21 protein-coding genes and 1 tRNA gene are annotated in these 26,550 nt (G+C 67.7%); 8 read left to right on the top strand and 14 right to left on the bottom strand.

What is annotated here, in order from left to right; translation table 11 throughout:
• Window positions 1-16: 16 nt before the first annotated feature.
• A complete protein-coding gene (locus DV709_RS00195; RefSeq protein ID WP_198665615.1) occupies window positions 17-676 on the bottom strand; it encodes a hypothetical protein in 660 nt (219 codons plus the stop codon).
• 216 nt (window positions 677-892) lie between these two features.
• A tRNA-Lys gene (locus DV709_RS00190) sits at window positions 893-966 on the bottom strand.
• A gap of 404 nt (window positions 967-1,370) precedes the next feature.
• Here DV709_RS00190 and DV709_RS00185 point away from each other — a divergent pair.
• The gene (locus DV709_RS00185; RefSeq protein ID WP_117590971.1) at window positions 1,371-2,825 is read left to right on the top strand and encodes a DHH family phosphoesterase; all 1,455 of its coding nucleotides are present in this window, start codon (window positions 1,371-1,373) and stop codon (window positions 2,823-2,825) included.
• Between the two features lie 6 nt (window positions 2,826-2,831).
• Here the strand turns inward: DV709_RS00185 and DV709_RS00180 are convergent, their stop codons facing one another.
• Window positions 2,832-3,122 (bottom strand): PRC-barrel domain-containing protein, encoded by a 291-nt coding sequence (locus tag DV709_RS00180; protein ID WP_117590970.1) that lies wholly within the window; start codon window positions 3,120-3,122, stop codon window positions 2,832-2,834.
• A 188-nt stretch (window positions 3,123-3,310) separates the two neighbouring features.
• Here DV709_RS00180 and DV709_RS00175 point away from each other — a divergent pair, with 188 nt between their 5' ends.
• Window positions 3,311-3,943, top strand: coding sequence for a halocyanin domain-containing protein (locus DV709_RS00175; protein ID WP_232819679.1), 633 nt, complete (start codon window positions 3,311-3,313; stop codon window positions 3,941-3,943).
• 37 nt (window positions 3,944-3,980) lie between these two features.
• Here the strand turns inward: DV709_RS00175 and DV709_RS00170 are convergent, their stop codons facing one another.
• The gene (locus DV709_RS00170; RefSeq protein WP_117590968.1) at window positions 3,981-6,254 is read right to left on the bottom strand and encodes an LUD domain-containing protein; all 2,274 of its coding nucleotides are present in this window, start codon (window positions 6,252-6,254) and stop codon (window positions 3,981-3,983) included.
• Window positions 6,251-6,748: an LUD domain-containing protein gene (locus DV709_RS00165; protein WP_117594000.1), complete on the bottom strand. Its 498-nt coding sequence runs from the start codon at window positions 6,746-6,748 to the stop codon at window positions 6,251-6,253. The genes DV709_RS00170 and DV709_RS00165 overlap by 4 nt, the downstream gene beginning before the upstream one ends.
• A 152-nt stretch (window positions 6,749-6,900) precedes the next feature.
• Between DV709_RS00165 and DV709_RS00160 the strand changes: the two genes are divergently transcribed.
• Window positions 6,901-10,095 carry an FAD-binding and (Fe-S)-binding domain-containing protein gene (locus DV709_RS00160; RefSeq protein ID WP_117590967.1) on the top strand — a complete coding sequence of 1,065 codons (3,195 nt, stop codon included), beginning with the start codon at window positions 6,901-6,903 and terminating at the stop codon, window positions 10,093-10,095.
• 83 nt (window positions 10,096-10,178) lie between these two features.
• Here the strand turns inward: DV709_RS00160 and DV709_RS00155 are convergent, their stop codons facing one another.
• The 3 genes from DV709_RS00155 to DV709_RS00145 all read right to left on the bottom strand — a co-directional run bounded on the left by DV709_RS00155 (window position 10,179) and on the right by DV709_RS00145 (window position 12,138).
• Window positions 10,179-10,964 carry a helix-turn-helix transcriptional regulator gene (locus DV709_RS00155; protein ID WP_117590966.1) on the bottom strand — a complete coding sequence of 262 codons (786 nt, stop codon included), beginning with the start codon at window positions 10,962-10,964 and terminating at the stop codon, window positions 10,179-10,181.
• A gap of 293 nt (window positions 10,965-11,257) precedes the next feature.
• Window positions 11,258-11,704, bottom strand: coding sequence for a GIY-YIG nuclease family protein (locus tag DV709_RS00150; RefSeq protein ID WP_117590965.1), 447 nt, complete (start codon window positions 11,702-11,704; stop codon window positions 11,258-11,260).
• Complete coding sequence (locus DV709_RS00145; RefSeq protein WP_117590964.1) at window positions 11,701-12,138, bottom strand: DCC1-like thiol-disulfide oxidoreductase family protein; 438 nt, start codon at window positions 12,136-12,138, stop codon at window positions 11,701-11,703. The genes DV709_RS00150 and DV709_RS00145 overlap by 4 nt, the downstream gene beginning before the upstream one ends.
• A 181-nt stretch (window positions 12,139-12,319) precedes the next feature.
• On the opposite strand from DV709_RS00145, the gene DV709_RS00140 reads away from it, so the two are divergent.
• Window positions 12,320-14,659: a DEAD/DEAH box helicase gene (locus DV709_RS00140; protein ID WP_117590963.1), complete on the top strand. Its 2,340-nt coding sequence runs from the start codon at window positions 12,320-12,322 to the stop codon at window positions 14,657-14,659.
• 328 nt (window positions 14,660-14,987) lie between these two features.
• Here the strand turns inward: DV709_RS00140 and DV709_RS00135 are convergent, their stop codons facing one another.
• Both DV709_RS00135 and malA read right to left on the bottom strand, forming a co-directional pair.
• Window positions 14,988-15,647: a hypothetical protein gene (locus tag DV709_RS00135; RefSeq protein ID WP_117590962.1), complete on the bottom strand. Its 660-nt coding sequence runs from the start codon at window positions 15,645-15,647 to the stop codon at window positions 14,988-14,990.
• A 158-nt stretch (window positions 15,648-15,805) separates the two neighbouring features.
• Complete coding sequence (gene malA / locus DV709_RS00130) at window positions 15,806-17,788, bottom strand: alpha-amylase MalA (RefSeq protein WP_117590961.1); 1,983 nt, start codon at window positions 17,786-17,788, stop codon at window positions 15,806-15,808.
• 129 nt (window positions 17,789-17,917) lie between these two features.
• Between malA and DV709_RS00125 the strand changes: the two genes are divergently transcribed.
• On the top strand, window positions 17,918-22,444 hold the full coding sequence (locus DV709_RS00125; protein WP_117590960.1) for a glycoside hydrolase family 15 protein: 4,527 nt from the start codon (window positions 17,918-17,920) through the stop codon (window positions 22,442-22,444).
• A 137-nt stretch (window positions 22,445-22,581) separates the two neighbouring features.
• Here the strand turns inward: DV709_RS00125 and DV709_RS00120 are convergent, their stop codons facing one another.
• On the bottom strand, window positions 22,582-22,857 hold the full coding sequence (locus DV709_RS00120) for a hypothetical protein (protein ID WP_117590959.1): 276 nt from the start codon (window positions 22,855-22,857) through the stop codon (window positions 22,582-22,584).
• Window positions 22,858-22,893: 36 nt separating this feature from the next.
• On the bottom strand, window positions 22,894-23,139 hold the full coding sequence (locus DV709_RS00115) for a hypothetical protein (protein WP_117590958.1): 246 nt from the start codon (window positions 23,137-23,139) through the stop codon (window positions 22,894-22,896).
• A gap of 347 nt (window positions 23,140-23,486) precedes the next feature.
• Between DV709_RS00115 and DV709_RS00110 the strand changes: the two genes are divergently transcribed.
• The 3 genes from DV709_RS00110 (at window position 23,487) to DV709_RS00100 (ending at window position 24,862) form a co-directional block, all read left to right on the top strand.
• Complete coding sequence (locus tag DV709_RS00110; protein ID WP_157972608.1) at window positions 23,487-23,828, top strand: hypothetical protein; 342 nt, start codon at window positions 23,487-23,489, stop codon at window positions 23,826-23,828.
• Between the two features lie 72 nt (window positions 23,829-23,900).
• Complete coding sequence (locus tag DV709_RS00105; RefSeq protein ID WP_117590956.1) at window positions 23,901-24,380, top strand: SRPBCC family protein; 480 nt, start codon at window positions 23,901-23,903, stop codon at window positions 24,378-24,380.
• Between the two features lie 77 nt (window positions 24,381-24,457).
• Window positions 24,458-24,862, top strand: a complete 405-nt coding sequence (locus tag DV709_RS00100) for a VOC family protein (protein WP_117590955.1) — start codon at window positions 24,458-24,460, stop codon at window positions 24,860-24,862.
• A 74-nt stretch (window positions 24,863-24,936) separates the two neighbouring features.
• Here the strand turns inward: DV709_RS00100 and DV709_RS00095 are convergent, their stop codons facing one another.
• Complete coding sequence (locus DV709_RS00095; RefSeq protein WP_117593998.1) at window positions 24,937-25,869, bottom strand: DMT family transporter; 933 nt, start codon at window positions 25,867-25,869, stop codon at window positions 24,937-24,939.
• A 69-nt stretch (window positions 25,870-25,938) separates the two neighbouring features.
• Window positions 25,939-26,517: an NAD(P)/FAD-dependent oxidoreductase gene (locus DV709_RS00090; RefSeq protein ID WP_117590954.1), complete on the bottom strand. Its 579-nt coding sequence runs from the start codon at window positions 26,515-26,517 to the stop codon at window positions 25,939-25,941.
• Between the last annotated feature and the right edge of the window lie 33 nt (window positions 26,518-26,550).

The raw sequence follows: 26,550 nt of genomic DNA, 5'->3' as shown, positions 1-26,550 counted from the left end.
GAGTCGATAAACGCGATTACGAGTCGGGAGGCGTCCGTCGCGCACGCGCCTCGAGACCCAGAAGCATCTCCCGCTCCATCAGGAAGTGGGCGGGTTCGTCGACCAGAAAGTACAGGAGCCGACCGACCCGGCTCGAAATCGGGGCCGCCCGCGAACGAACGAGCAGTCGCGTCGTCTCCGCTGCGATGGGTTCGAGCACGAACGCCCACGTCCCGCCGTCGAACCCCTGCAGGACGAGCACGCGTTCGGCGTCGAGTTCTCGAACGGTGAGCGTCGTCACCGGCGGACTGACGAAGTACTCGGTCGGGGCGAGACGGACCGTGTCGGCCGGTGTTAGCGTCTGTTCGTCGGGCAGAGTCCGGTCGGCGCTGTGGGCGTCGGTTCCGACGAAGTTCCCCAACCAGTCACAGCCGTAGAAATCGCTCTGTCCCGGTCGGGCGAGCCACGACCAAACCTCGCCCGGCGGCGCGGCGATGGTCACCGCCCGCGTCGACTGGGCGAGCGCGTCGTCGAGCAGTTCGTCGCCGGGCAGCGACGACCGGCGTTCGGCCGTCGTGGCCCCCCACGACGTGTGCCACGGCCGAACCAGGTGTCGGTAGAGGGTCGCCGCGAAAGCGAGTCCGGCGAGTGCAACGAGGCGGCGAAGCGTCAGGAGGCGGCGTGAACTATCAGACACGGGCGGTCACCTGTGGAGGGGTCCGCGAGTAGCGACAAAAAGTTTCGAGGAGGGATTTGAACTACGCGAAGACGGACCTGCTCGCTCCGCTCGCAGGCTGCGACTTCTCTACTCCTACTCCTCTGTGGCGTTTTCACTGCTCACTCTGTCTGCGGGCGACCTAAAAGTCGCCTGCACGGCCTGCGGGACCTTCGGTCTCGCGTCGTTCGCAGAAAACGGGCCGGGAGGGATTTGAACCCCCGACCGACGGATTAAGAGTCCGTCGCTCTCCCTAACTGAGCTACCGGCCCTCACTACCACCTTTCGAGGGTACGCTAAAAGGCGTTTCCTTTCGGAACGGCAGCAACGCGGCAAACCCGACCGTGTCGGCTCTCCGAGCCGGTTCACCCGCGGTACGGTATCGAACTCCTGTTTCATGTTGCCACGAATCACACCAAACGGTTTAGCTGGAGCGTTTAATGGAACTCCTCCCGACGATGTAGATAGCGAGCGGGTGTCCGTTCGCTCGCTCTGCAACGGCCGTGACGCCGGTGTAACCGCGTCATCTCGCCACGACCGCCGCGACAGAGCGATGGTGTGTCAGGGCCGCGGAGTTCTCGCGGCCGAACTCGTCTCCGGAGCGTCGCATCGGTAGCGCCCTCTCGGGAGAGAAACGAATGCTGTTAAGTGTCGTCCGCGGGTACATGAGGTACTGATGAGTTCTGAGGTCAGCATCTCCTCGATGTCTACGTACGCTATCTTGGGGTGCGGGAGCGTCGGGCATGCCGTCGCGGACGAACTCGCGGCCGGGGGTAAAGACGTCCTCATACTCGACAAGGACGAGAGTCGGGTGGAGGCACTCCGCGACCAAGATCTGAACGCGCAGAGACAGGACATCCGAGAACCGGAGGTCGCGTCGGCGGTCGAGGACCGCGACGTCATTCTCATCCTCTCGTCGGACGTCGAGGCGAACAAGGCGGCCGTCTCGACGATTCGAGAGCGCGGCGGCGACCAGTTCGTCGTCGTGCGCGCCTCGGACCCCGTCTCCGAGGACGAACTGACCGAACTCGGCGCGGACGTGGTCATCAACCCCTCGACGGTCATCGCCGACTCCGCGCTCCGGACGCTCGAATCCGGCGAGTTAGAGTACAAGGCCCGGCAGTTGGCCGACGTGCTCGTCGCCACCGACGGCGAGTTGGCCATCCTGACGCACGACAACCCCGACCCCGACTCCATCGCCAGCGCCGTCGCGCTCAGACAGATCGCCGAGGAGTACGGCGTCGACGCCGACATCCTCTACAACGGCGACATCGGCCACCAGGAGAACCGGGCGTTCGTCAACCTGCTCGGCATCGACCTGCTCTCGCGCGACGAAACGAAGCCACTGTCGCAGTACGGCGCAGTCGCGCTCGTCGACCACATGAAGTCCGGCGACTTCGACGTCGAGGTCCCCATCGACATCTTCATCGACCACTACGAACCCGACCGGGAGTTCGACGCGACGTTCACCGACGTCCGACCCAACGTCTCCTCGACGTCGACTATCCTCACGAAGTACATCCAGGAGTTCGACCTCAGCCCGAGCGAGGAAGTCGCCACCGCGCTGCTGTACGGCATCCGTGCGGAGACGCTCGACTTCAAGCGCGACACAACCCCCGCCGACCTCACGGCGGCGGCGTACCTCTACCCCTTCGCCAACCACGACACGCTCGAACAGGTCGAGTCGCCGTCGATGTCGCCGGAGACGCTGGACGTGCTCGCCGAAGCCATCCAAAATCGAGAAGTGCAGGGCAGCCACCTCGTCTCGAACGCGGGGTTCATCCGCGACCGCGAGGCGCTCGCGCAGGCGGCCCAGCATCTCTTGAATCTGGAAGGTATCACGACCACCGCCGTCTTCGGCATCGCCGAGGATACTATCTACCTCGCCGCACGCTCGAAGGATATTCGGATGAACATCGGCAACATCCTCCAGGACGCGTTCAAAGATATCGGCGAGGCGGCCGGCCACTCCACGCAGGCGAGCGTCGAGATCCCGCTCGGCATCTTCACCGGCATCGAGACGAGCGAGGACAACCGCGACACGCTGCTGGCGCTGACCGAGGAGGCGGTGCGTCGAAAACTGTTCCAGGCGATGGGCGTCGACGGTAGCGAGAGCGGAAACGGTAGTTAAGCCGCGTTAGACCGCGATTTCTGACTCTTCTTCCGGTTGTTTCAAACGCTCGATGACGTCGTTGATGAGGACGACGTCGCCGACGGCGCGAACCCAGCGGTACGGGATGAGTACTCCCTTGCCGCGCTCGATGCGGCCTTCGAACAGCTCTCGGTTCAGTTCGGCGAGGGCGAGTCCCGTGACGACTTCCTGGTCGAGGTCGAGGCGAACGTCTTCGACTTCGCCGACGTACACCCCGTTGTTGGAGTACACCTCTCGGCCGACGAGCGTCGTGATTTCTTGTGGCGTCCCGTCCATACTCGCCCTCATGGAGGCCCGGGTCTTTAATGTTCGTAGAGTCCGAGCGCGGCGTCGGACGCCGGTCGCACCGCGGACGGGCGAACCGACCGCGACGTCGTTTCACCGTCCGTCACTCTCCGCCGGACAGTTCTCAGCACGTGAGTCTCGCAGTGAACGGTTTTCGTGCGGCCGTCGTCCTCGTCGGCGTGACCCGAAATCGAGCCGGTGACGGACGAGATTCCCTCCCGACGTTCTCCAGACGACAGACCCTCCGAGCGGCCGGTGCGGCCGCCGTCGGGACGGCGACAGCGCTCGCCGGTTGCTCGACGGGCGAGGCGGGGTCGGACGCGACGCCGACCGACGGCGAAACCGGTGGCACCGGCGAGTCGAACGGGACTCGGACGGGGGCGCCGACGGAGTCGGCGGAGGGGGCGCAGACGGAGACGACGGAGGGGGCGCAGACGGAGTCGGCGGAGACCGAGACGCCCGACGAGGAGTGGGAGTCGTGGTTCGGGCCGACCGACAACTACGACGGGTTCGCCGACCGAACCGGCGAGGCCGAGGTGACGGTGATGGTCGGCGCGGACGGCATCGAGGGTCCGCACGCCTACGAACCGACCGCGATTCGCGTCTCGCCGGGGACGACCGTCGTCTGGGAGTGGACCGGCGCGGGCGGTACTCACGACGTGATAGCCGAGGACGGCAGTTTCGAGAGCGAACTCGTCGCCGACGAAGGCCACACCTTCGAGCGGACGTTCGACGAGACGGGAACGACGAAGTACTTCTGTACCCCGCACAGGGCGATGGGGATGCGCGGCGGCGTCGTCGTCGAAGAGTGAGCGACGACGCGCTCCGAGTCTCGAAGACGGGGGCGGCTCAGCGCGGGGCGACGAGTTCGACGGGGTGCTGCGTCGGCCGCGAGAGCAACGCGTCCAGTTGTTCGAGACAGGACGTCCCCGAGGCGACGACGGCCCGGTCGGCCGCGTCCGCGGCCTCGAACTGTTCGCGGATGGGTTCGCCGACGTCCATGCTCAGTTCGTAGTACTCGCGTTTGTAGCCGAACGACCCGGCCATCCCGCAACACTCCGTCTCGGAGGTGACCACGTCGTAGCCGAGGTCCTCGAGCACGGCGACGGTGTACGATTCGAGTCCGAGCGTCCGCTGCTGGCAGTGACTGTGGTACGCGACGCCCGCGTCGTCGGCGTCTCTCTCGTCGGCGTCTCTCTCGTCGGGGGCCGACAGGAGCGTCGACTCGGCGCCGGCGTGGAGCAGCCCGTAGACGTACTCCATCACCTCGTAGCTGTGCATATCGAGTCGCTCGAACGACTTGGGCGCGAGGAACTTCTCGTACTCGCGGCGGAACATCGCCAGGTCCGAGGGCTCGACGACGACGACGTCGCGGTCGGCGTCGATGTGCTCGGCCAGCGCCGCGTACACCTCGTGAGCGTGACCCTCGGCGGTCGACACCATCCCCTGCGAGAGCGGGGCGCGGCCGCTCGACGGCACGTCGGGAACGACGACGTGGACGCCGAGCGCTTCGAGCGTCTTGACCGCCGCCTTCCCGCGTTCGACCTGCACGTGGTTCGTGTAGAGGTCCGGGTAGACGACGGCCTCCCGTCTCGCCCTCGCCTGCGGCACTTCCGACCCGCCGCGGCGCTCGAACCAGGCGCGGAACGTCTCGCGCCGAAACGCGGGGAGTTCGCGTCGGGGGTCGACGCCGACCGTCTCGGCCAGCAGCCGCCGCGCGGGGCGCGTCCCCGCCAGCCAGTTCGAGACCGGCGCGGTGGCGCTCCCGAGTTTTGCTACCGTCGAGAAGTTGCCGAAGAAGCGTTTGCCGAGGTCCAGCCCGCCGGGTTCGGCGTCCGGAGTCAGTCCTTCGACGAGGAAGTCGAGCCTCCCTCCTTCCCCCCGGTTGATGCGGTCTCTGACGACCGTGTTTATCCACGGGATGTCGATTTTGACCGGACAGGCGTTCACGCAGCGCGAACAGCCGGTGCAGAGGTCGTTGAACTCGGCGGCCACGTCGAGACCCTCGATGCCGGTCTCCCAGCCCGTGGCGATACCGCCCGAGTACGTCTCGCCGCCGAAAGCGTGCCCGCCGACGCTCTGGAAGTTCCCGCAGGAGTTGGCGCACGCCGAACACCGGATGCAGTAGAGCGTCTCCTTCAACTGCTCGTCCTCTCGCATCGCCATCCGCCCGTTGTCGACGAGGACGAGGTGGAACTCTCGGTCAGAAGTGCGCGACGGTACAGAGCTACCGTCGCGCTCCGTCCCCCCGGCGGTCATCGGCACGTCGGGGTCGTCGAACTCGACGGTCGGCGAGTCGACCGGCGGCGTCAGAAGCGAGATGTACGAGGTGATATCCTGACCGGTGCCGGAGCGGCCGATGAGTTCGACGAACGGCTGGAAGTCGGTGACCGAGGGGACGATCTTCTCGACACCCGCGACGGCGACGTGCGTGTCTGGAACGACCGCCGACTTTCTCGCGTTGCCCTCGCTCGTGACGAGCAGCAGCGTCCCCGAGTCGGCGGCGATGAAGTTCGCGCCGGTCATCCCCACGTCGGCCTCGGCGATGCGCTCGCCCAGTTTCTCGCGGGCGAACGCGGTCAGTTCCTCGGCGGTTTCGAGCGGTTCCTCGGTGTCGAACGTCGCCTCGAACAGGTCGGCGATGCCCTCCCGCGACTTGTGGATGGCGGGTGCGACGATGTGCGACGGCGCCTCGTCGGCGAGTTGGATCACCCACTCGCCGAGGTCCGTCTCGACCACGTCGACGCCGTCCGACTGGAGCGCGTCGTTGACCTCCAGCTCCTCGGTCGTCATCGACTTGCTCTTGACGAGGGTTTCGGCGTCTTTGCGCTCGGCAACCTCGCGGATGTAGCGGTTGGCGTCGTCGGCGTCGTCGGCGACGTAGAGGGTGCCGCCGTTGGCTTCGACCGACTCCCGCAACTGGTCGACGAGTTCGGGGAGACGCTCGATGGCGTCCTCCTTGATGGCGCGGGCGCGGTCTTTCAGTTCCTCGTAGTCGTCGAGTCTCGCGACCGACTCGTAGCGCCCGGCGTTGAAGCCGCGGGTCCCCTCGGCGACGGCGTCGCCCTCGGTGGCGAGGAAGTGCCGGATTCGCGCCGCCTTCTCGTCGCGCGTCGAACTCATTCGACGACCACCACGTGCACTTCTTTGGGACCGTGGGCGCCCTTCACGAGCGCGCCCATGTCGGCCGTCGCGCTCGGTCCCGTGGCGACGATGGCGCTGTCGCCCTCGGCGGTCCACTCGGCGAGTCGCTCGAACGCCTCGGGCATCCCGGGGACCACGTCCGCGGCGCGGACGACGGCGACGTGGACGTCCGGGAAGAGGCTCACCTGCTCTGTGGCGTCGGGCGTCGCGCGAATCACGACGCTGCCGTAGTCGGCGACGGCCATCTCGGCGGCCGTGACGCCCGTCTTCGCTTGCTCCAGTTCGGCCGGTGTCGGGTCGGTCCGTATCCAGTCGGGCAGCGAGTAGTTCTCGAACGGCAGCGGTGCGCCGACGACCGGGTCGAGGGTGACCGACGCGAGCGTCTCGCCCAACTCGTCGGCGCTCGTTCGAGTCGACTCCACGTCGAGCCGCCCGAGAGACCGTTCGAACGTCGACAGTGTGGCAGTAGTCATGTCACCACTTAGCGTGGCGTCTGCCATTGTGCTTTCGGTTGCAGAGCTCGTGAAACGAACGGCCGAAAGCCGGGAGAGCCGACGGACTACCGCGTCGTCTCGCGCTGCCTCGTCCGGACGTTTATAGTACGATACCACACAACACATAGACGATGGTATCTCACTCTTCTTCCGCCGGGTCCGCGAAGTCGTCGGGGGACGCCGAGCCCGCGACGGACGCCGCGGCGAACTACGACTACGTCGGCGGCGACGTGGCCCGTCCCGGGCTCGTCCGCGACCTCCAGTCGCGCGTCGACGGCGACGTGCGCTTCGACGAGTACACCCGGCAGTTGTACGCGACCGACGCCTCCGCCTACGAGGTGACGCCCGTCGGCGTCGTCTTCCCCACGTCGACGGCCGACGTGACGGCGGTCGTCGACTACTGCGCCCGGCGCGAGATTCCGGTCCTCCCACGCGGCGGGGGCACGAGTCTCGCCGGGCAAGCCGTCAACGAGGCGGTCGTTCTCGATTTCTCCCGGTACATGGACGGCGTCGTCGACATCGACCCCAAGCGAAGAGAAGCGACGGCGCAGGCGGGGACGATACTCGGCGAACTCAACGAGGAGCTCGCACCGCACGGCCTCAAGTTCGCGCCCGACCCGGCGTGGGGCGACCGCAGCGCCATCGGCGGCGCCATCGGCAACAACTCCACGGGGTCGCACTCGCTGAAGTACGGGAAGACCGACTACTACGTCGAGGAAGTCGAGGCCGTCCTCGCCGACGGCACCGTGACGAGATTCGGCGAAATCGAGGTGTCGGAACTCCGCGAGAAGGCCGACCCCGCGTCGGCGGCGTGGGGCGACGACGGTCCCGACAGCGACCTTCTCCCCCGAATTTACGCCGAAGTCGTTCGCGTCCTCGACGAAGCGGCCGACGAGATAGACGCCCGTTATCCGGACCTGAAGCGCAACGTCTCGGGGTACAATCTCGACATGCTCGTCGACGAGGCCCGCGGCGAGCGCCGGACGCCCGACGACTCGGGAGTCGACCCCGAGAGCGAGGCGGGGACCGTGAATCTCGCGCGCCTGCTCGCGGGCAGCGAGGGGACGCTCGCGGTCGTCACCGAGGCGACCGTCTCGCTCGAACCGATTCCCGAGACGAAGTCGGTCGCGCTCCTGACGTACGAGAGCGTCGCCGACGCGATGGAGGACGTCGCGCCCATCCTCGAACACGGTCCCGCCGCCGTCGAAGTGATGGACGACGTGCTGCTCTCGCTGGCCCGCGACACCGCCGAGTTCGCCGACGTGGTCGGCTTGCTCCCCGAGGGGACGGACTCCGTCTTGCTCGTCGAGTTCTACGCCGAGGACGGCGACCACGGCCGCCAACGGGTCGCCGACCTGGTCGCCGACAGAGTGAACAGAGAGCTATCGACGGCCGACCCGTCGCCGGGCGCGGCCGACAAGACCGAGAAAGAACGCTACGCCGTCACCGCGATGGAGGCCCACGACGACGAGACGATGGCGAAGTTCTGGAAGATGCGCAAATCGGGGCTGCCCATCCTGCTGTCGCGCACGTCCGACGCCAAACACATCGCCTACATCGAGGACACCGCGATTCCCGCCGAGAACCTCCCGGACTACGTCGCCGACTTCCAGGAGATTCTCGACGAACACGACACGTTCGCCAGCTACTACGCCCACGCCGGGCCAGGCGTGCTCCACATCCGCCCGCTGACGAACACCAAGACCGTAGAAGGGGTCGCGGAGATGGAAGCCATCGCCGACGCCGCGACGGATCTCGTCGTCGAGTACGGCGGGTCGGTGTCGGGCGAGCACGGCGACGGCCGCGCGCGGACGCAGTGGAACCGAAAGCTGTACGGCGAACGTCTCTGGAACGCGTTCCGCGACCTGAAGTCGGCGTACGACCCCGACTGGATTCTGAACCCGGGGAACGTCTGCGGAGACGCCGACATGACCGAGAACCTCCGGCTGTCCCCCGACTACGAGTTCGACGCAGGGTTCGACCCGGCGCTGAACTGGGAGAACGAGAACGGCTTTCAGGGGATGGTCGAACTCTGTCACGGCTGCGGGGGCTGTCGCGGCGGGCAGTCCACGGTGGGCGGCGTGATGTGCCCGACGTACCGCGCCGCCGACGAGGAGTCGCTGTCGACGCGAGGACGCGCGAACATGCTCCGACAGGCGATGAGCGGCGACCTCGGCGAGGAAGCGCAGTTCGACGTCGAGTTCATGCACGAGGTGATGGAGCTCTGCATCGGCTGCAAGGGCTGCGCGCGCGACTGTCCGAGCGAGGTCGACATGGCGAAACTCAAAGCCGAGGTGACCCACGAGCACCACGAGCGTCACGGTGCGAGTCTACGCGACCGACTGTTCGCGAACGTCGCCTCGCTCTCGGCGCTCGGGTCGCGGTTCGCCCCGCTCTCGAACTGGGCGACGAAGGTCCCGGGCGCGCGGACTGTGCTAGAAAAGACCGTGGGCATCGCCTCCGACCGGACGCTCCCGACGTTCCACGCCCAACCGTTCGGGGCGTGGTTCGAGAGTCGCGGCGGGTCGCGCGTTTCCGAGTCGCAGGCGACGCGCAAGGCGCTGTTGGTCCCCGACACGTACACGAACTTCAACCACCCCGAGGCGGGTAAGGCGGCCGTCAGAGTGCTGGAGGCCGCCGGCGTCCACGTCCGCGTGCCGAGCGACGTCGCCGACAGCGGTCGACCGGCGTTCTCGAAGGGGTTTCTCGACGAGGCGTACGAAACCGCCGAGTCGAACGTCGCCGAACTGGCCCCGCGAGTCCGCGACGGCTGGGACGTCGTCGTCGTCGAGCCCTCCGACGCGGTGATGTTCCAGTCGGACTACCTCGACCTGCTCGGGGGTGAGCCAGCGACGGTGACCGACCCGACGAAAGCCGAGGAGCGCGCCCCCGACGAGACGCCCGACACCGACGTCGGCGTCGTCGCCGCCGCGACCTACGGGATACTGGAGTACGTCGACACGTTCCGCCTCGACGAGTCGATGTCGTTCGCCGACGGCGGGCACCGCGAGTTCCTCACCTACCACGGCCACTGTCACCAGAAGGCGACGAAGAAGGACCACCACGCCGTCGGCGTACTCCGGCGAGCGGGCTACGACGTCGACCCGCTCGACTCCGGCTGCTGCGGGATGGCCGGCTCGTTCGGTTACGAGGCCGAACACTACTCGATGAGCGAAGCCATCGGCGAGGTGCTGGTCGAACAGGTCGAACGCGCCGGCGGTACCGTCGTCGCGCCGGGAGCGTCCTGCCGGACGCAACTCGGTGACTTGGCGACCGACGAGGAACCGCCCCATCCCGTCGAGAAACTGGCCGAGGCGCTGAGCTAACCGGTTTCCGCTCGTAAGCATCGCGCCGAGGGCGTCGACTCCGGCGCACACCTGCGTGGATGCGCGCAGAGCACCCGAGAGAGCTACTGGTCGGAGCGCATCGGGAGCGGAGTCGCGTCGGTCCACCACTCGGCGAACATCGACTCCGCCCACTCGACCGCCTCGGGGCTGTCGTTGCCGATGAACACGTAGGCGCCGGTGTCACCGTACAGCAGCAGACTCACCTCGGGACCCGTCGGCGTCTCCGCGCAGACGAGGCTGTACGGCGGGTCCGACGTCGTCTGTCGGATGTGGGCCCGACCGGTCGAGAGCGCCTCCCGTAGCAGGTCGTCGTAGACGGTGACCAGGCGTTCGACGACCGCCTCCGAGAGGGCGAGTTGCGCTTCCAACTCGCCGTCCATGAGACGGTCGTGATATATCTGGACCTGCTGCGGGAGAACTGCCGGGGCGAGCGCACGGACGGTTTCGGCGCGAGAGACCACTTCGCCGTGTCGCGTGACCGGTTCGTGCGGCGAGTGCTTCTCGGCGTAGACGACGTCCGCGCCGTCGAGAAGCGCCGTGTCGAACTCGGTTTTCGGATGGAGCGTCCCGAGCGCGTCGAGTGCTTCGACGATGCCTCCGAGACGGGAGGTGAAGCAGTCGTACTCCGAGAGAACGAGTTCGCCGGCGAGCGTCCGCCGGTAGCCGTCGTCGGTGCGCTCGACCAACCCCTGCCCTTCGAGTTCCCGAATCGCCCTGTCGACCGTCGAACGCGACACCGAGAGTCGTTTGACGAGGTCCGACTTCCGGGTCCCTTCGTCGAGTGCGCGGAGAGTGCTACCGCGTCGGGCGACGGCAGCCATTATCTCAGAGGGACCCAGCTGACTCATCAGGTAGTGTAGCCTGGACGACGGACAAAAGCGTTCGGATGCGACACATCGTAAATAAATGTGCGATGGATTTATATACTCTTCGTCAGGGGTTGGCGAGCGACGACGACAGGTGATGTAAAGATACCCCCACCCGTACTCATCAGTGCCGGGGTGCCTCTGACAACCGGCAGTCGTCGACCACCGGCTCTGCCCGGACTGGTGGCCGACGGAGGGAGAATCGTCGGTTCGGTCGGCGGACGGCTCTGCCCGGACCGTCCGCCGGCCACCGGCTCTCCCGATGTCTCATCGATTCACGCCTTCGAGCCGCGCGCTTCGTCGTGTGCTCGCGTCGCCGCCCGCCGAGCGTCGTCGACGGTCGGCCAGCGCGCGAGATGCGACCGACACCCGCAGTCCGACGACCCGAACCCCGGTACCGGGCCGTCGTCGAGCGCGGCCGCGACGGCACACTCGACGTCCAGCCGCGGTGTCGTGACGACGTCGCGTATCGTCGTCGCCGGATGGCCGAGCAGGTAGTCGACGTGCCAGTGACGAACGTCTCGCTCGCCGGCGGCGACTTCGCGGTGTCTGTCGACGCGCGCGAACCCGCCCGGACCATGCGCGCTGCCGGTGTACGTGTAGCCACCCGCGAGCAGCTCGACGGCCCCGAGCGCACCGACGGTCAGCCGCGTGTCGGTGGCTACCTCCACCACGAGCGTGTACGTTCCCTCGTCGCCCGCACCGCTGTCGTCGGCGGTCACGTCCGCTCCAACGCTTCGGGCCGTTCGGCCGCCGCCGCCGCGACGAGCGCGTCGAACTGCTCGCGGGCCGCGTCGGTCAACGGATAGCTGTCGTGAACGTCGTCGGGGTCCCGCTCGCGGCCGCTGGCCGCGCCGACGGCGGCGGCGATGCGGTCGTAGCTGTCGCGGACGAGTGAACTGACGATGCCGGGCGTCCCCGCTCTGTCTGCGAGTTCTTCGGCGGCGGAACGACCGGCGTACGCGCGCCCCCGCCGCGCGTCGACGAGTACCATCGCGAACGGCGTCTCGCCGAACTGCGCCTCCAGCGCCGCCTGCGCGGCGTCGTCGTACCACGAAATCGCGCCGATATCGTCGAGTCGTCGGAGCGCGCGGGCGGCGACGGAGCAGTACGGACACTCGCCGTCGTAGACGAGCACCGCGTCGTAGTCGGCCATACGCGTCCGTTAGCGGTAGCCGAACAAAACCGCGTTGAACGCCGTATCGGACGGGTCCTCTCTCCTCGTGTCCCCGTCTCGAACGAGGATGCGCCGCGTAGAGCGGCGGCGGGCGGTACGGGCAGCGGTCTCGGAGGGGGCCCACCGCAACCGTTAGGCGCGTCCACTGCCGAACGCGGACGTGGACGAGTTCATCGCGTGGCTTCGGGACCGACCGTACTATCGGGGGCAGATAGCCGACCACCGGACGGTCCCGGCGCGCGACCCGGAGTTCGCCGACGTGGACCTCGAACCCAGGCTCGGGTCGGCGCTCGAATCGCGGGGCATCGACCGCCTCTACCGCCACCAGGCCCAGGCGGTCGAAGCCGTCAGAGACGGGGGAAACGTCGTACTGGCGACCCAGACGGCCAGCGGTAAGAGCCTCGCGTACACGGTTCCGGCGTTCGAGCGCGCGATGGACCACGGCGGTCGGACGCTGTACCTCGGCCCGCAGAACGCGCTCGTCGCGGACCAAGCCGAGACGCTCGGCGAGTTGGCCCGGGACCTCGGCTTCGGCAGTCGTGTCTCCGTCGCGCAGTACACCGGTCGCCTCTCGCAGTCCGAGAAACGGGCGGTCCGGGACCGCGCCCCGACGGTGTTGCTGTCGAATCCCGATATGCTGCACTACGCGCTACTGCCGCACGCTCATCGGCTCTGGGAGTGGTTCTTCTCGTCGCTCGAAACGGTCGTCGTCGACGAGGTCCACGGCTACCGCGGCGTCTTCGGGAGTCACGTCGCGCTGACGCTCCGGCGGCTGAACCGCATTTGCGAGCGGTTCGACGCGAACCCGCAGTTCGTCTGTTGTTCGGCGACCATCGGCAATCCCGTCGAACACGCCGCGCGCATCACCGGACAGAGAGAATCGTCGTTCGCGCTCGTCGACGAGGACGCGGCGGCGACGGGCGAGAAGCACTGGGTGCTCTGGAACCCGCCGGAGTACGAAGACGACAGTCGGGGAGGCGGGAGTGGGCGGCGAAAATCCAGCCACACAGAGACGAAGAACCTGTTCGTCGACCTGGTGGCGAACGACTACCAGACGCTGGCGTTCACCCGCGCTCGACAGGCCGCCGAACGCTACGCGACCGACAGCGGCAAAGAACTTCGACGGCGCGGCGAGCGCGACCTCGCGCGGAAGGTTCGGGCGTACCAGGCGTCGCTGAAGCACGACACCCGAAGAGACATCGAGTCGCGGTTGCACGACGGCGATTTGCGGGGCGTGTGGAGCACGAACGCGCTGGAGCTCGGCGTCGACGTGGGCGGCTTGGACGCCGTGGTTCTCGACGGCTACCCCGGCACTCGGATGTCGACGTTCCAGCAGGCGGGGCGAGCGGGCCGCGGGGCGGACGCGGCGCTGGTCGTCCTCGTCGCCGGCGAGGACCAGCTCGACCAGTACCTGATGCGGAATCCCGACGAGCTGTTCGAGGGTGCCCCCGAAAAAGCGGCGTCGGACCCCGAGAACACCGAGCTGCTGCCCGACCACGTCGCCTCCGCGGCCGCCGAAAACTGGCTCTCGGTCGACGACGAGCGGGTTTTCGGGCCGCCGTATCCGGACGTCGTTTCGAGGCTCGAAGCGGCGGGACGACTGGACCGCCGCGACACGGCGCAGGGCCCGCGGTGGATTCACAGCGGCGAGGGGAGTCCGCAGCACTCGATGAGCCTCCGGACCATCGAGCGCCGGGAAATCGACCTCGTGGTTCGCGACCGAAACGAAGTCGTGGCGTCGCTGTCGTTCTCGGACGCGCTCCGCGACGCGCATCCGGGCGCAGTCTACCACCATCAGGGCCAGTCCTACGAGGTAATCGACCTCGATTTGGACCGCGATATCGCCGAGTTGCAGGCGACGTGGGCGGACTACTACACGCGCGTGCTGACGGACAAGGAGATCGTCGTCAACGAGGATATCGTCGAGAAACCGCTGTCGGCACGACCCGACACCTCAGTTCGCTTCGCCGACGTGACGATGACAGAGCAGATAACCGGCTTCGAGCGCCGCGACCCCAAGCGCGGGGAAGCAATCGGACGGGAGGCGCTCGACCTCCCCGAGACGAATCTACGGACCAAGGCGCTGTACTTCACGGTCCCCGACGACGTCGAACGCGAGATGCGCGAATCGGCGGGCGACCGGGGATTCAACGGCGGCATCCACGCCGCCGAACACGGGATGATTTCGCTGTTTCCGCTCGCGCTGCTCTGTGACCGCGCGGACATCGGCGGCCTCTCGACGCCGCACCACCCCCACACCGGGAAAAGTACCATCTTCGTCTACGACGGCTATCCGGGCGGCGTGGGGCTCACACGCGGCGGCTACGACCGAGTGGAGACGTTGATGGCGCGCACCGCGCGACTCGTCGACGACTGCGACTGCGCCGACGGCTGCCCGGCGTGCGTCCAGTCGCCGCACTGCGGCAACGCGAACGAACCGCTCTCGAAAGAGCCGGCGGTTCTGTTACTCGACTCGCTCACAGGTCGCTCTCGTCGCTGACGGGTCCGTCGGTACCGCTGGGTCGTCGCCGTCGCGGGCCGCCGCTGCGAGATACGCCGTCGAGACGCAGTCGTTCGAATCTGTGACTGTTCGGGCGATTCGCGCAGTCAAAAGGTGAGGCCGACGCGTCGACTGTCGAGTGCATGGCACGACAAACGGTGTTGTCGACCTCCAGAATGTCATGTCTTCTGAACAGTCATAAGTCTTTATGGAAACTGACGGCGTCTGACGTAATCTACCTCGACAAGTAGCGATAACCGTCGAATACGTCCGCACGGACGGACGGAGAGTTCGGTAGTTAGACAGGATGTACGGTGTGTTTGAACTCCTAAACTCCGGGATTCGAATCGTCGAGCATCGTCTCGAACTCGTCGACACGGGCCCGTATCTCGCTGAGTCGTTCGCGCGATTTGGCAGTTCCCCGATACGATTCGAGCGATCGAAGTCGGTTCTCGATTGCGACAAGCAGTGCGTCTATCTCGTCGTCCCAGTCCGCGCCCTGGAGGTTCGCAAAGAGGTGGACGAACATCCACCATCCCGAGGGGACGGCAGCGTCGTCGGCGGCGACGGCCGGAACCGGACCGTCGAACGTCTCGTACCACTCCTTGGCGGCGCTGGTGGCGAGAAACGGGGCGTGCGCCGCGATGTCGGTGCTGTCGCCGGCGAACCGGTCGGCGGCGATGGTCTCGGCGTCCGTCTCGCTGGCTTCGACGCACCACGAGTCGACGAACGAGGAGTCCCGAAGGTCGTTCCATCGGTCGCGTTCGTGGTCGACGACCGCCTCAAACTCGCCTTCGATAGCCATCCGTACCTCGCCGCCGGGTAACTCGGGGTCCGCCCCGTAGCGGAGCGCGCGGATTCGGTGTTCGGCGTCCAGTTCGTCGGAGTCGGCGAGACGGTCCATCGCCGGAAAGACGTGCTTGCGGAGCAGGCGGACTTCGTCGTCGACCGTCGGAAGTGAGAAGACGACCATCGCGATGCCGGGCATGGTGAGAGGGGCGGGTGGACGACTGATATACTTTCAGGCGACTGAGGGGATCGATGCTCCCGAACCTCGGGAGCGTACTCTGACAAGATTCGGGCTGTCCGTGTTCAGACCACCGCCTCGGCGGGCAGTCGCGCGGGCGTCACCTCGCTCATCGCTCGTCACTCGCCCACCGGGAGCACCGCGACGTGGTCGACGTACAGGCCGCGTTCGTCGGCTTCCAACGCCTCGCCGGAGACGACGTCGCGGTTCTCGACCGACGGGCCGAACTCGACGGGCGCCGGCTCCGCGCCGAAGTTCAGCGCGACGACGTACCTCTGCCCGTCCTCGCGAGCGAAGGCGACGACGCGGTCCGACTCGGACTCGTAGTCGACGCGGCTGAATTCGCCGTCGTAGCGGAGCGCGTCCGTCTCGTTGCGCGCCTCGATGAGCGACTGGTAGTGGTCGCGGAGTTCCTCGTTCGCGTGGCCCCACGCGAGCGCGTCGCGTCGACCTCGCTGCCCGAGTTCCTGTCCGCCGTACAGCATCGGCACGCCGGGAAGCGTGAACAGCGCCGCACCCGCGGCGTACGCCTCGGCGTCGCCGCACTCGACGACGTATCTCGTCTCGTCGTGGTTTTCGAGGTAGAGCATGAACGACGCGTGGTCGGGGAAGCCGACCTCCGTGCGCTGTTCGACGGCGTCGAGGATGGCCTCGGCGGGTTCGACGCCGCGGCCGACCTGTCTGAGCGTGAAATACAGCGTCGTGTCGAAATGCATGTCGAACGCGAGGTCGTGGAAGTCCGCGACGTACGGAATCGTCTCGTCCAGCAGGAGAAACTCGGGGTCGCGCGCCTTCAGGCGCTCGCGGAGTTCGGTCCAGAACGGCCGCGAGACGGCCCACGCCATGTCGCAGCGGAAGCCGTCGGCGATTTCGGCCCACGTGTCCGCCGCGTCGAGCAGGTGTCTGCGGACGTTCAGGTTCCGGAAGTCGAAGTTGGCTATCTTCTCCCAGTCGAAGTAGGTGCCGGGTTCGCCGCTCTCCTGCCACTCGTACCAGTCGTAGTACTCCGACTCGGGGTTCCGGTAGGCGTCCTCGAAGAACGGGTGCTGGCGCGCGGAGTGGTTGAGCACGAGGTCGAACAGCACCTTCATCCCGCGGTCGTGGGCGGCGTCGACGAACGCCTCGTAGTCGTCGCGGGTGCCGAGGTCCTCGGCGATAGAGAAGAAGTCGGTGATGTTGTAGCCGTGCGGGGCGTCGTCGTTCTGCAGCACGGGCGTGAGCCAGAGGCAGTCGACGCCCAGTTCGTCGAGGTAGTCGAGTCGCTTCGTCAGCGCCTCGAACGTGTTGTCGCTGCCCTCGTCGTCGGACGCGAAGCCGCGGACGTAGATCTCGTACAGCGTCGCCTCGGTCGACCACTCCGGCGGTTCGTTCAGCCGAACGACGGAGACGTTCGCGTCCGCGTCGGCCGACGAGTGGCCCTCGGCGTCGACCCGGCCCGAAGACGTGATTTCGCCGCGCTCGACGGCGACGGAGTCGGGGACGCTGTACGATTCGCCGACGGCGACGGCGTGGATGCGGGCGAGTTTCGGCAGTTTCGAGACGGGGACGCGGAGCTCCCAGCCGTCTATCGTCACGTCGCGGCCGCCGAGGTCGTCGCGGTCGTCAACGAGGAACTCCACGTCGAGCGAACCGCGAGGTCGGTCGCTGTTCGGGTTCGGTTGCGGGTCGGCGCGGACGACGACCTCGTCGCCTTCGACGGCTCCGTGGAGCTGGATTCGGGGCCGACCGCCGCCGCTCCCGCCGGACCCTGCGCCGGACCCCGACCCGCCGACACCGCCGCTCTCGCCGGTCGGTCGGGTCGAACCGCTGGCGAAGCCGCTCATCCCGCTGACGCCGCCCGCCGCGCTCTCGGGGGCGAGTTCGCCGGGGAACGCGCGAATCGTCTGCCGGTGGGTTCCGTCGGGCGCGTCGAGTTCGACGACGTACGTGCCGGGCACGTCCGGGACGATGAACTCGACGGGGTCGTCGCCGACCGACGCTCGGCTGGTGAGCGGCGCGGTCTCGACCCGCCAGCGGTACGTCGCCCCGGGGGCCGGGTCGGTCGGTGCCAGTTCGAGCGTCCGCCCGGTCGCGGTGAATCTCGGCGGGCCAGGATGGTGCATGGGCGTCGTATCGTATCCCACCACATTGACTTTACGCCCCGTCGGACAGTTGCCGTTCGCGAAACGGAGTCGGTGACGCCGCGAGCGACCGCCACCAACGCTTATGCTATTTCGTCTCGCTTCTCCTGCATGAGACTCCGAACCGCGTTGAACGATTACAAGAGAAATCGTGGCGCGCGTTTTCCGGAGGAGTGTCCGACCGCGACCGGGGCCTTTTCGGCGCATGGCGACCGTCTCGTCTACGTCGACCCCCGCGGACGCCTCCGGGACTATTCGTCTTCGCTCTCCGGGCTTTACGGCATCGACCGGTCGCGTTTCGGCATCGAGACCGACGACGGGACGCGCTGGTTCGACGAACTGGAAGCCGTCCGACAGCACTACTACCGCGAGACGAACGTCGTCGAGACCGAGTACGACGCCGGGGCGTACACGGTCCACCAGTACGACCTCACGCTGGGCCGGGCGCACGTCACGCACGTCGAACTCCGCGGCGCGATTCCCGCGGACGCGCACCTGACGGCGTTTCTCACGTTCGCACCCGAAGGGAGAGAGACGCGCGTCGGCCGCCTCATCCACGAGACGGCGGGGCCGAACGGCACGAAAGCCGTCGAGGTGTTCCACCGGACCGAGCACGACTACGTCACCGCCTCGACTGGATTGGCCGACGTCCGCGGGCAGATTCCCGAGCGGTTCGAGGAGATGCTCTCCGACGACTCCTTCGAGTTCCCCCGCGAAGCGGTGTTGAACCGGTACGAGGACACCCACCTCAGCGGCGACATCGTCGTCTCCGCGCCGTTCGAACGCGAGGGCCGCGCCGCCCGAACGACGCTCGTCACGCAGCTCTCCGACCACGGCGAGTTGACCCGCGACCAAGCGCTGGCGGACCTCCGCGACTGCGCGCTCTCGCACGCGACGGCCGACGATTTGCGGAAAGCGGGACGGATGCGCGCCGAGGTGTACGTCCCCGACGGCGCGCCGAACGCCCGCGTCGTCCGCTCGGACCTGCGGGCGCTGTCGCTTCTCACCGCGCCGACCGGTGCGCACATCGCCGGCCCGGAGTTCGACCCCTTCTACGCGCACTCCGGCGGCTACGGCTACACGTGGTTCCGCGACGACGCCGAAGTCGCCGCGAACCTGCTGGAGAGCGACGAGCTGCTGGACCTCGATATGGACGACCAGCTCCAGCGGAGCGTCGGCTTCCTCTGCGAGACCCAGGAGGACGACGGGTCGTGGCCGCACCGCGTCTGGGCCGTCGACGGGTCGCTCGCGCCGGGGTGGGCGCACGGCCGCGTCGAGGGCGGCGACAGCGACGAGTACCAGGCCGACCAGACCGCGAGCGTCACGACGTACCTCGCCACGTACCTGCGAAAGCGCGGTGAGCGGCTGAGTTCGTCCGAGCGGCGGAACGTACGCGAGGCGGTCGGCCGGGCGGTGACCGCGATGGACGAGACGCTCGACGACGACGGCCTCCCGATTCGCTGTCAGAACGCGTGGGAGAACATGAGCGGACGGTTCACGCACACGGCCGCGACGTTCCTCGAAGCGTACGCCGCCGTCGCGCGTGCGCCCCTCGACGACGACCTCCGCGACCGCGCCGAGAGACGGGCCGGGGCGGTCGCCGAGGGCCTCGACGCCCTCTGGTCGGAGGACGACGGCCACTACGCGCTCCGCCTCGACGGCGGCCGCCTCGACGACCGACTCGACTCCAGCACGCTGGCGCTCGTCGACGCATTCGACGAGTACAGTCACCTCGAAGAGCCGACCGAGACCGAACTCGACCGACTGCGCGACCACGTCGGTGCGACGCTCGACGGACTCTACCGCGACCCCGACGACACGCCCGTCGCCGGCCTCGTCCGTTTCGAGGGCGACACCTGGCGACGCGGCGACCAGGAGCCCTCGAAAGTGTGGTCGGTGTCGACGGCGTGGGGGGCCAACGCCGCGGTCACGCTCGCGTCGCTGCTCGCTCGACTCGGCTACGACGGCGAGGCGTTCCTCGCCCGCGCGGAAACGCTGTACGAACTGCTGTTGCCGGAGGGGCCGTTCGCCACCGAGGCGGGCTATCTGGCCGAACAGATATTCGACGACGGCACGTTCGACAGCGCCACCCCGCTGGGGTGGTCGCACTCGCTCCGACTCGCGACGACGGCGCTGTTGCGCGAAGTCGACGCGCTCCCGGTGAGCACGCCCGCACCGTCTGGGCCGGAGGAGTGGCCGCGGTGGACGACCGGCGAGAAGTACGGCGTCGGCACCGTCGCCGACCACGGCAGCGAGGACCCCTCCCGCGTCTGGTTCACGCTCACCGAGGGCGCGCTGACCGAGGTTCGGTTTCCCCGCGTCGACCTGATGAACCTGCGGACGTTGGACTTCCTCGTCGTCGACGCCGAGGAGGAGTCGAGCTACACGGCCAGAACGTACAACGAGACGCGCCGCGACGACGCCGCCGAGACGATAGAGCGGCGCGCCGAGATCGTCGAGGAGGACGCGCTGGTGTTCCGCCACACCATCGCCGAGCGGGGCGACGGCCGCGGCCACAAGTGGGAACTCGTCGTCGAGTACGCCGCCGACCCCGAGCACGACGCGCTGCTCGTCGACGTCGACTTCGAGGCGCTCGACGACAACGAGTACCAGTTGTACAGCGTCGCGGACACGTCGCTGACGAACACCGGCACGAAGGACCGCGGCATGCGACTCGGCAAGCCCGGCAGCTACCACCTCGTCGCCCGCGACGCCGGCGCGTACGACGTCGGCGACCCGCTTCTGACCGACGAGGAGGGCGAACCGTACAGCGTCGCCCTCGCGCTCGCGGCGGCGCACCGCTTCGAGTGGGCGACCGTCGGCGTCGCCGGCTCGGAGTACCTCCACGGCCTCTTTTCGGGCGGCGAACAGCCCGACTCGCACTCCCGCGTCGACGACGAGAACATCGTCCTCGTCGGTCGGGTCGGCGTCGGTACCGACCTCGCTGAGACGCTCGCGCTCGGCTTCGGCGAGAACGCCGACACCGCGGCGGCGCTCGGCGAGGCCGCTGGGGCGCTGACTCGCGGCTACGAGACGGTCCGGTCGGCGTACGTCGGCTCGTGGGAGGGGTTCCTCGAACCGAAGGAGCTGCCGAGCTGCGTCGTCGACGACGACGACCTGAGGGCGCAGTACAAGAGCTGTCTGATGGGTCTCCGCGCCGTCGAGGACAAGACGTTCCTGGGTGCGGGCATCGCCTCGCCGTCCGTGCCGTGGGGCGAGGCGGTCAGCGCCGAGGAGGCGAAGGGGTACGGCTACAACTTCGTCTGGGCGCGCGACCTCTATCAGGTGTTCACGGTCTTCGAGGCGGTCGGCGACCTCGAGACGGCCGAGGACGCGCTGTCGTACGTCTACAACTACCAGCAGGACGACCACGGCTTCATCCCGCAGAACTCCTATCTCGACGGCCGCACCCGCTGGGGCGGCGAGCAGATAGACAACATCTCCTTCCCGCAGGTGATGGCGTACCAGCTCTTCGAGGACGGCGTCGACTTCGAGGACACCGACTACGACTACCTCAACGTCAAGCGCTCGGCGGACTACGTCGCCAGAAACGGCCCCGCGACGGCCCAGGAGCGCTGGGAGGAGGAGGCGGGTTACTCGCCCTCCTCTATCGCCGCCGAAATCGGCGGGCTCGTCTGCGCGGCCGCCATCGCGCTCGACGAGGGGCGGACCGACGACGCGCTCGTCTGGTTGGCGCTGGCTGACGACTGGACCGAGAACGTCGAGACGTGGACCGCCACCGAGACGGGGACCGAGCTACACACCCACACGCCGTACTACGTGCGGGTGACGCGCGACGGCGACCCCGAGGCGGGCCACCTGCGGACGTTGGCGAACAACGGTCCGACGCTCGACGAGCGCGAGATAATCGACGGCGGGTTCCTCGAACTCGCGCGACTCGGAATCAAGCCGTGGGACGACGAGGTGATTCGGAACACGCTGGTCGAAGTCGACGAGACCATCCGCGTCGACACGCCGTACGGGCCGGCCTTCTACCGGTACAACGGCGACGGCTACGGCGAGCAGGGCGGCGACGAGGAGGGCGCGCCGTGGTCCATCGAGACCAAAGGACAGGGTCGGCTGTGGCCCATCTTCACCGGCGAGCGCGGCGAGTACGAACTGCTCGCCGGAACCGAGGACGGCCCCCTCGCGCCCGAGAACCTGCTGCGGACGATGGCGGCGTTCGCCAACAGCGGGCGGATGCTCGCCGAGCAGGTGTGGGACCGCGACCAGGAGACCGAATACAACTGGCAGTTCGGCGAGGGAACCGGCTCCGCGACGCCGCTGGCGTGGAGCATGGCGCAGTTCGTCCGTCTCGCCCACGGCATCGACGCCGGGAGACCCGTCGAGATGCCGACCGTCGTCGCCGAGCGCTACCTCGAAACCGAGCGACCCGAGGGGCCGGCGGTCCGCGTCGACACCGACTTCCGCGGCGACACGATTCACGTCAGCGGCGAGACCGACGCCGCGATCGTCGCAGTCCGGACCAGCGAGGGGACGGCGCTCGTCGAACCCGAGGACGGGACGTACGAGGCGGCGATCGACATCTCCCACGGCGAGAACCAGATAATCGTCGCCGCGGCGACCGACACCGACCTCGAAACGGCGGGGACGACGGTGAAGCGGTTCACGCTCTGAGCCGCGGCGCGCCGATTCTCACCGACGGTCGTCGCGTCGACGCTGCGGGACGAGTTTCCCGACTCGGTCACAGACGAACGCGAGCGCGACGAAGACCAGCCACCGAGTCGGCGCGTCGGGACCGCCGGGATTCACGCTCACTCGCTCTCTGCGCCGGGCCGCGGTGACGCGTCGCGCGTCTGCTTCTCGCGGACGTAGACGTACGCCAGGAAGGCGGGAATACCGGGGAGGAACCCGGCGAAAAACAGCGCCGTCACCCCGAGCGCCCACGCCGGGGCGTACGCCATCCCGTGGTTCTTCGCGTCGTAGTAGACGAACAGGCCGGCGCCTATCGGGATGACGAGTATCAGGAGGATAATCGTCAGTTCGGGACCGCCCGGCAGTGCGCCGAACAGCGGGGTTGGAGGGGTCATGCTCCCGAAATAACAGCGCGGGAGAATAACTCTTGTCTACAGACCGCCCTTCTCGCGCACGTAGAAGTACGCCGCCAGCGCGAGCAGACCGGGGAAGAACCCGGCGAAGAACAGCGCGACGACGCCGAGCGCCCACGCCGGGGCGTAGTCGAGGCCGTTGCGTTTCGCGTCGCTGTAGACGAATCCGCCGATACCGACCGGGATGAGCAGGAACAGGAGGAAGAGGATGAGCAGTTCGGGACCACCGGGCAACGCGCCGAACAGCGGGGTTGGAGGGATCATCACCGACACGTTCACCACAGACGACAAATATCGTTCGGATTCGATCGGATACTTAACAGTACCGCGGGCATGCGTCACACACTCCGAGTACGGTTAAGTGACAACCCAGTATAGAGAAACCTGCGACGCCCCCGCTGGCGTCTACACACGGAGGATACGACCCATGCCAAACTACGAAATCCCGACCGACGCCGACCGAAAGCGCACGCGCTGCGCGTTCGGCGAGCGAGTCGGGGTCCTCCGCATCTCACTCCTACCGACGGAGCCGCGCGGGAACTAACCCCGCTCGACTCCGTCGACGCGCTACCGTTCGAGAGCGACCAGCGACCGGTACGTCCGGTCTTCGAATGGGTCCTCGCATTGCTTTGGCCCCACTTCCGCTTCGCTCTCGCTGGCGCGTCCCCGTCCAGTCTCCGACGACCAACCACGACTACAAGCAACCGATGTACACCACGTCACAACACCGCAGTACCGCTCAGACGACCACCGCGGCCGACCCCACGTTCGGCGTCACCGTCGCGCTCGCCGTCGCCCCTTTAGCGATATTCGTCGCGCTGTCGTACGCGGCGTTCACCGCCGTGTTCGTCGTCGGCGTCCTGACGACGCTGGCCGTTTCGTTCGTCCGCCGCCGACTGTCGGAGACGGCTCGTCGCCGTGAGACGGCGTTCGACCGCGCGACCCGCGCGTGAGCGCGAGACCCGAGTGGCGGCCACTTCGGCACGGACGACCTTTTGCGTCTCACGCCCGTAGTTCAGACACCGATGGCCGTCTACAAGCGACGAGTCCGTGTCGCCGCACCGCTGGACGAAGTGTGGGAGTTCTACTCCCGAATCGAGGGGCTGAAAGCGCTCACCCCCGGGTGGATGGGTCTCAGCGTCGAATCCGTCCGCGGCCCCGACGGGGAGGCGGACCCCGATGTCCTCGACACCGGGACGGAGATTCGGATGGCGATGCAACCGCTCGGCGTCGCGCCGAAGCAGCGGTGGACCTCCGTCGTCGTCGGCCGCGAAGAGGGGGACAGTTCGCCGTGGTTCCGCGACGAGATGATCGGCGGACCGTTCCCGAGGTGGGTCCACACCCACGAGTTCTACGGGGACGGGGACGAGACCGTCGTCTCCGACACCGTCGAGTACGAACTTCCGGGCGGTGAACTCGGACGGAGAGCGAGTCCGCTCGGCCGCGTCGGCTTCGAGCCGATGTTCCGGTACCGACACCGGAAGACGAAACAACTACTGGAGTAGTGTGGAACGCCACCGCCGTCGCCACGCGACGCCGACCGTCCCCGCACGGTTTTGTCGGGTCGCGTCGATGATTTCGTATGGATATCTCCGTCGTCGACGTCGACCACGTCGCCATCCGCGTCTCGGATATCGACCGCGCGCTCTCGTTTTACCGCGACCTGTTGGGGATGGAAGTTCGCGACCGCGAGCGGTTCGAGTCCGGGGAGGTGCCGTACGTCGCCGTCGTCGCCGGCGGACGGCACGTCCACCTCGTGCCGACCGACGACGACATCGACGTCGGCGGCGAGCACATCTGCCTCCTGCTGCGCTCGAACGAGATGGAGACCGAAGCGGAAATCGAGACGCTGCTTTCGGAACTCCGAGAGGAAGGCGTCGAAGTCGAGGAGGGTGAACCGTACGAGCGATACGGCGCGTACGGCCGCGACTGGGCGGCGTACGTCCGCGACCCGGACGGGCGGCGCGTCGAACTGAAACTGCACTAACTCGGTCGAAACTGCACCAACTCGGTCGGAACTGCACTAACTCGGTTACACTACACCGAGCGCTCTGCGCGCGCTCAGTCGTCGACGACGCTCGCTCCGTCGCCGGGCGGGTCGGCGCGGCGCGCACCGGTCGTGACGTAGATTCCCGCGAGAACGACGACGCCGCCGGCGAGCGTCGCGGGCGTCGGCACCTGCGAGAGCAGCACGAGCGCCAGGAGCGTGCTGCCGACGGGTTCGCCGAGCAGCGAGACGCTGACGACGCTGGACTCCAGATGCGCGAGCGCCCAGTTGATGACGGTGTGGCCGAACAGCCCCGGTCCGAGCGCCATCGCGGCGAACAGGAGCCACTCGCGGCGGGGGTAGTCGAGAAGCGGGAGGCCGCGGGCGACGACCAACGCGAGGAGAACGAGCGCACAGACGCCGTAGACGACCGTCACGTACGGAAACAGCGCGACGCGCTGTCGTATCGAGCGGCCGGCGAGCACGTAGCCAGCGGCGGTCACCGCCCCGACGACGGCGAGCGCGTTGCCGTAGAGGGGGTCGTCGCCGACGACCGCGGCACCGGTGAGGAAGTCGCCGAGCGACATGACGACCATCCCGACGAGCGCGATAGCGATGCCGACGACGGTCCGGCCGGTGACGCGCTCGTCCAACAGCGCCCACGCGCCGAGGGCGACGAACAGCGGTTGCGCCTGCACGAGCGTCACGCTCGCCGCGACGGAGGTCCAGTTGAGGCTCTCGAACCACGAGGCGAAGTGCAGCGCCAGCGCCGCGCCCGCCACCGCAGCGAAGAACAGGTCCCGGGAGCTCAATCGGGCGAAGTCGCCGCGGTTTCGGGTGAACGCGACGGGGGCGACGAGCGCGAGCGTAAACAGCACGCGGTAGAACGCCTTGACGAGGCTCGGCGCTTCGCTCCACGTGACGAGGATAGCGCTGGTGCTGACCGCCAGAATCGCGACGACGAGTCCGGCCAGCGGCGAGACGCGGGCCTCGGGAGCGGAACGCACGTGACGCCCGACGAACACCGAGGGTTTACCGGTTGCGGATGCGACGTCCGGCGGGCGGTCGGTGGAGACTCAGTCGGACGCGTTCGCGTCGTGCTCGCTGGATACGTCGAAGTCGCGGAACGGTTCGCCCGTCTCCTCGCTCAGGATGTCGAGCGCGGCGACCGCGCCGTCGCCGGCCGAGATAATCGCTTGTATCTTCTCCGCGCGGGCGGCCCATCCGGCGGCGTAGACGCGGGGGGTGGTCGTCCGCATATCGGTGTCGACGACCACGGTACCGTCGGCGGCGCGCTCACAGTCCACGTCGGCGGCGAGTTCCCGCACCCGACCCGACGCGAGGACGAGGTAGTCGGCCGCACACTCGCCCTCGTCGGTCGTGACGACGAACTCCGAACCGTCTTTCAGCAGTTCCGTCACGCGCTCGTTCCGACGGTCGACGCCGTAGCGGTCGGTCTGTCGACGGGCGCGCTCGACGAGCGTCGTGCCGTCGACGCCGTCGCCCTCGTCGACGCCGAGGTAGTTGAACAGCCGTGCGCGATGCATCGGCGTCTCGTCGGCGTCGAACAGGGTCACTTCGAGCCCGTTCTTGGCCGCGAACAGCGCGGCACTGAGCCCGGCAGGGCCTCCCCCGACGACTGCCACGTGTGTCATGTGCGTACAGAAGTCACAAAGGACGATAAGGGC

Source organism: Haloprofundus halophilus (assembly GCF_003439925.1).
Taxonomy (GTDB): domain Archaea; phylum Halobacteriota; class Halobacteria; order Halobacteriales; family Haloferacaceae; genus Haloprofundus; species Haloprofundus halophilus.
The sequence above is the reverse complement of the archived record's forward strand: the minus strand, read 5'-3'. Positions and strand labels throughout refer to the sequence as shown.

Bases quoted from the DNA above. Each gene is read 5' to 3' on its own strand.
- DV709_RS00105 (WP_117590956.1), top strand. From the start codon at position 23,901: ATGGCCGTCTACAAGCGACGAGTCCGTGTCGCCGCACCGCTGGACGAA.
- DV709_RS00170 (WP_117590968.1), bottom strand. From the start codon at position 6,254: ATGAGTTCGACGCGCGACGAGAAGGCGGCGCGAATCCGGCACTTCCTC.
- DV709_RS00125 (WP_117590960.1), top strand. From the start codon at position 17,918: ATGAGACTCCGAACCGCGTTGAACGATTACAAGAGAAATCGTGGCGCG.
- DV709_RS00160 (WP_117590967.1), top strand. From the start codon at position 6,901: ATGGTATCTCACTCTTCTTCCGCCGGGTCCGCGAAGTCGTCGGGGGAC.
- DV709_RS00165 (WP_117594000.1), bottom strand. From the start codon at position 6,748: ATGACTACTGCCACACTGTCGACGTTCGAACGGTCTCTCGGGCGGCTC.
- DV709_RS00135 (WP_117590962.1), bottom strand. From the start codon at position 15,647: ATGCCCGGCATCGCGATGGTCGTCTTCTCACTTCCGACGGTCGACGAC.
- DV709_RS00185 (WP_117590971.1), top strand. From the start codon at position 1,371: ATGAGTTCTGAGGTCAGCATCTCCTCGATGTCTACGTACGCTATCTTG.
- DV709_RS00110 (WP_157972608.1), top strand. From the start codon at position 23,487: ATGGGTCCTCGCATTGCTTTGGCCCCACTTCCGCTTCGCTCTCGCTGG.
- DV709_RS00120 (WP_117590959.1), bottom strand. From the start codon at position 22,857: ATGACCCCTCCAACCCCGCTGTTCGGCGCACTGCCGGGCGGTCCCGAA.
- DV709_RS00155 (WP_117590966.1), bottom strand. From the start codon at position 10,964: ATGAGTCAGCTGGGTCCCTCTGAGATAATGGCTGCCGTCGCCCGACGC.
- DV709_RS00145 (WP_117590964.1), bottom strand. From the start codon at position 12,138: ATGGCCGACTACGACGCGGTGCTCGTCTACGACGGCGAGTGTCCGTAC.
- DV709_RS00090 (WP_117590954.1), bottom strand. From the start codon at position 26,517: ATGACACACGTGGCAGTCGTCGGGGGAGGCCCTGCCGGGCTCAGTGCC.
- DV709_RS00115 (WP_117590958.1), bottom strand. From the start codon at position 23,139: ATGATCCCTCCAACCCCGCTGTTCGGCGCGTTGCCCGGTGGTCCCGAA.
- DV709_RS00180 (WP_117590970.1), bottom strand. From the start codon at position 3,122: ATGGACGGGACGCCACAAGAAATCACGACGCTCGTCGGCCGAGAGGTG.
- malA (WP_117590961.1), bottom strand. From the start codon at position 17,788: ATGCACCATCCTGGCCCGCCGAGATTCACCGCGACCGGGCGGACGCTC.
- DV709_RS00100 (WP_117590955.1), top strand. From the start codon at position 24,458: ATGGATATCTCCGTCGTCGACGTCGACCACGTCGCCATCCGCGTCTCG.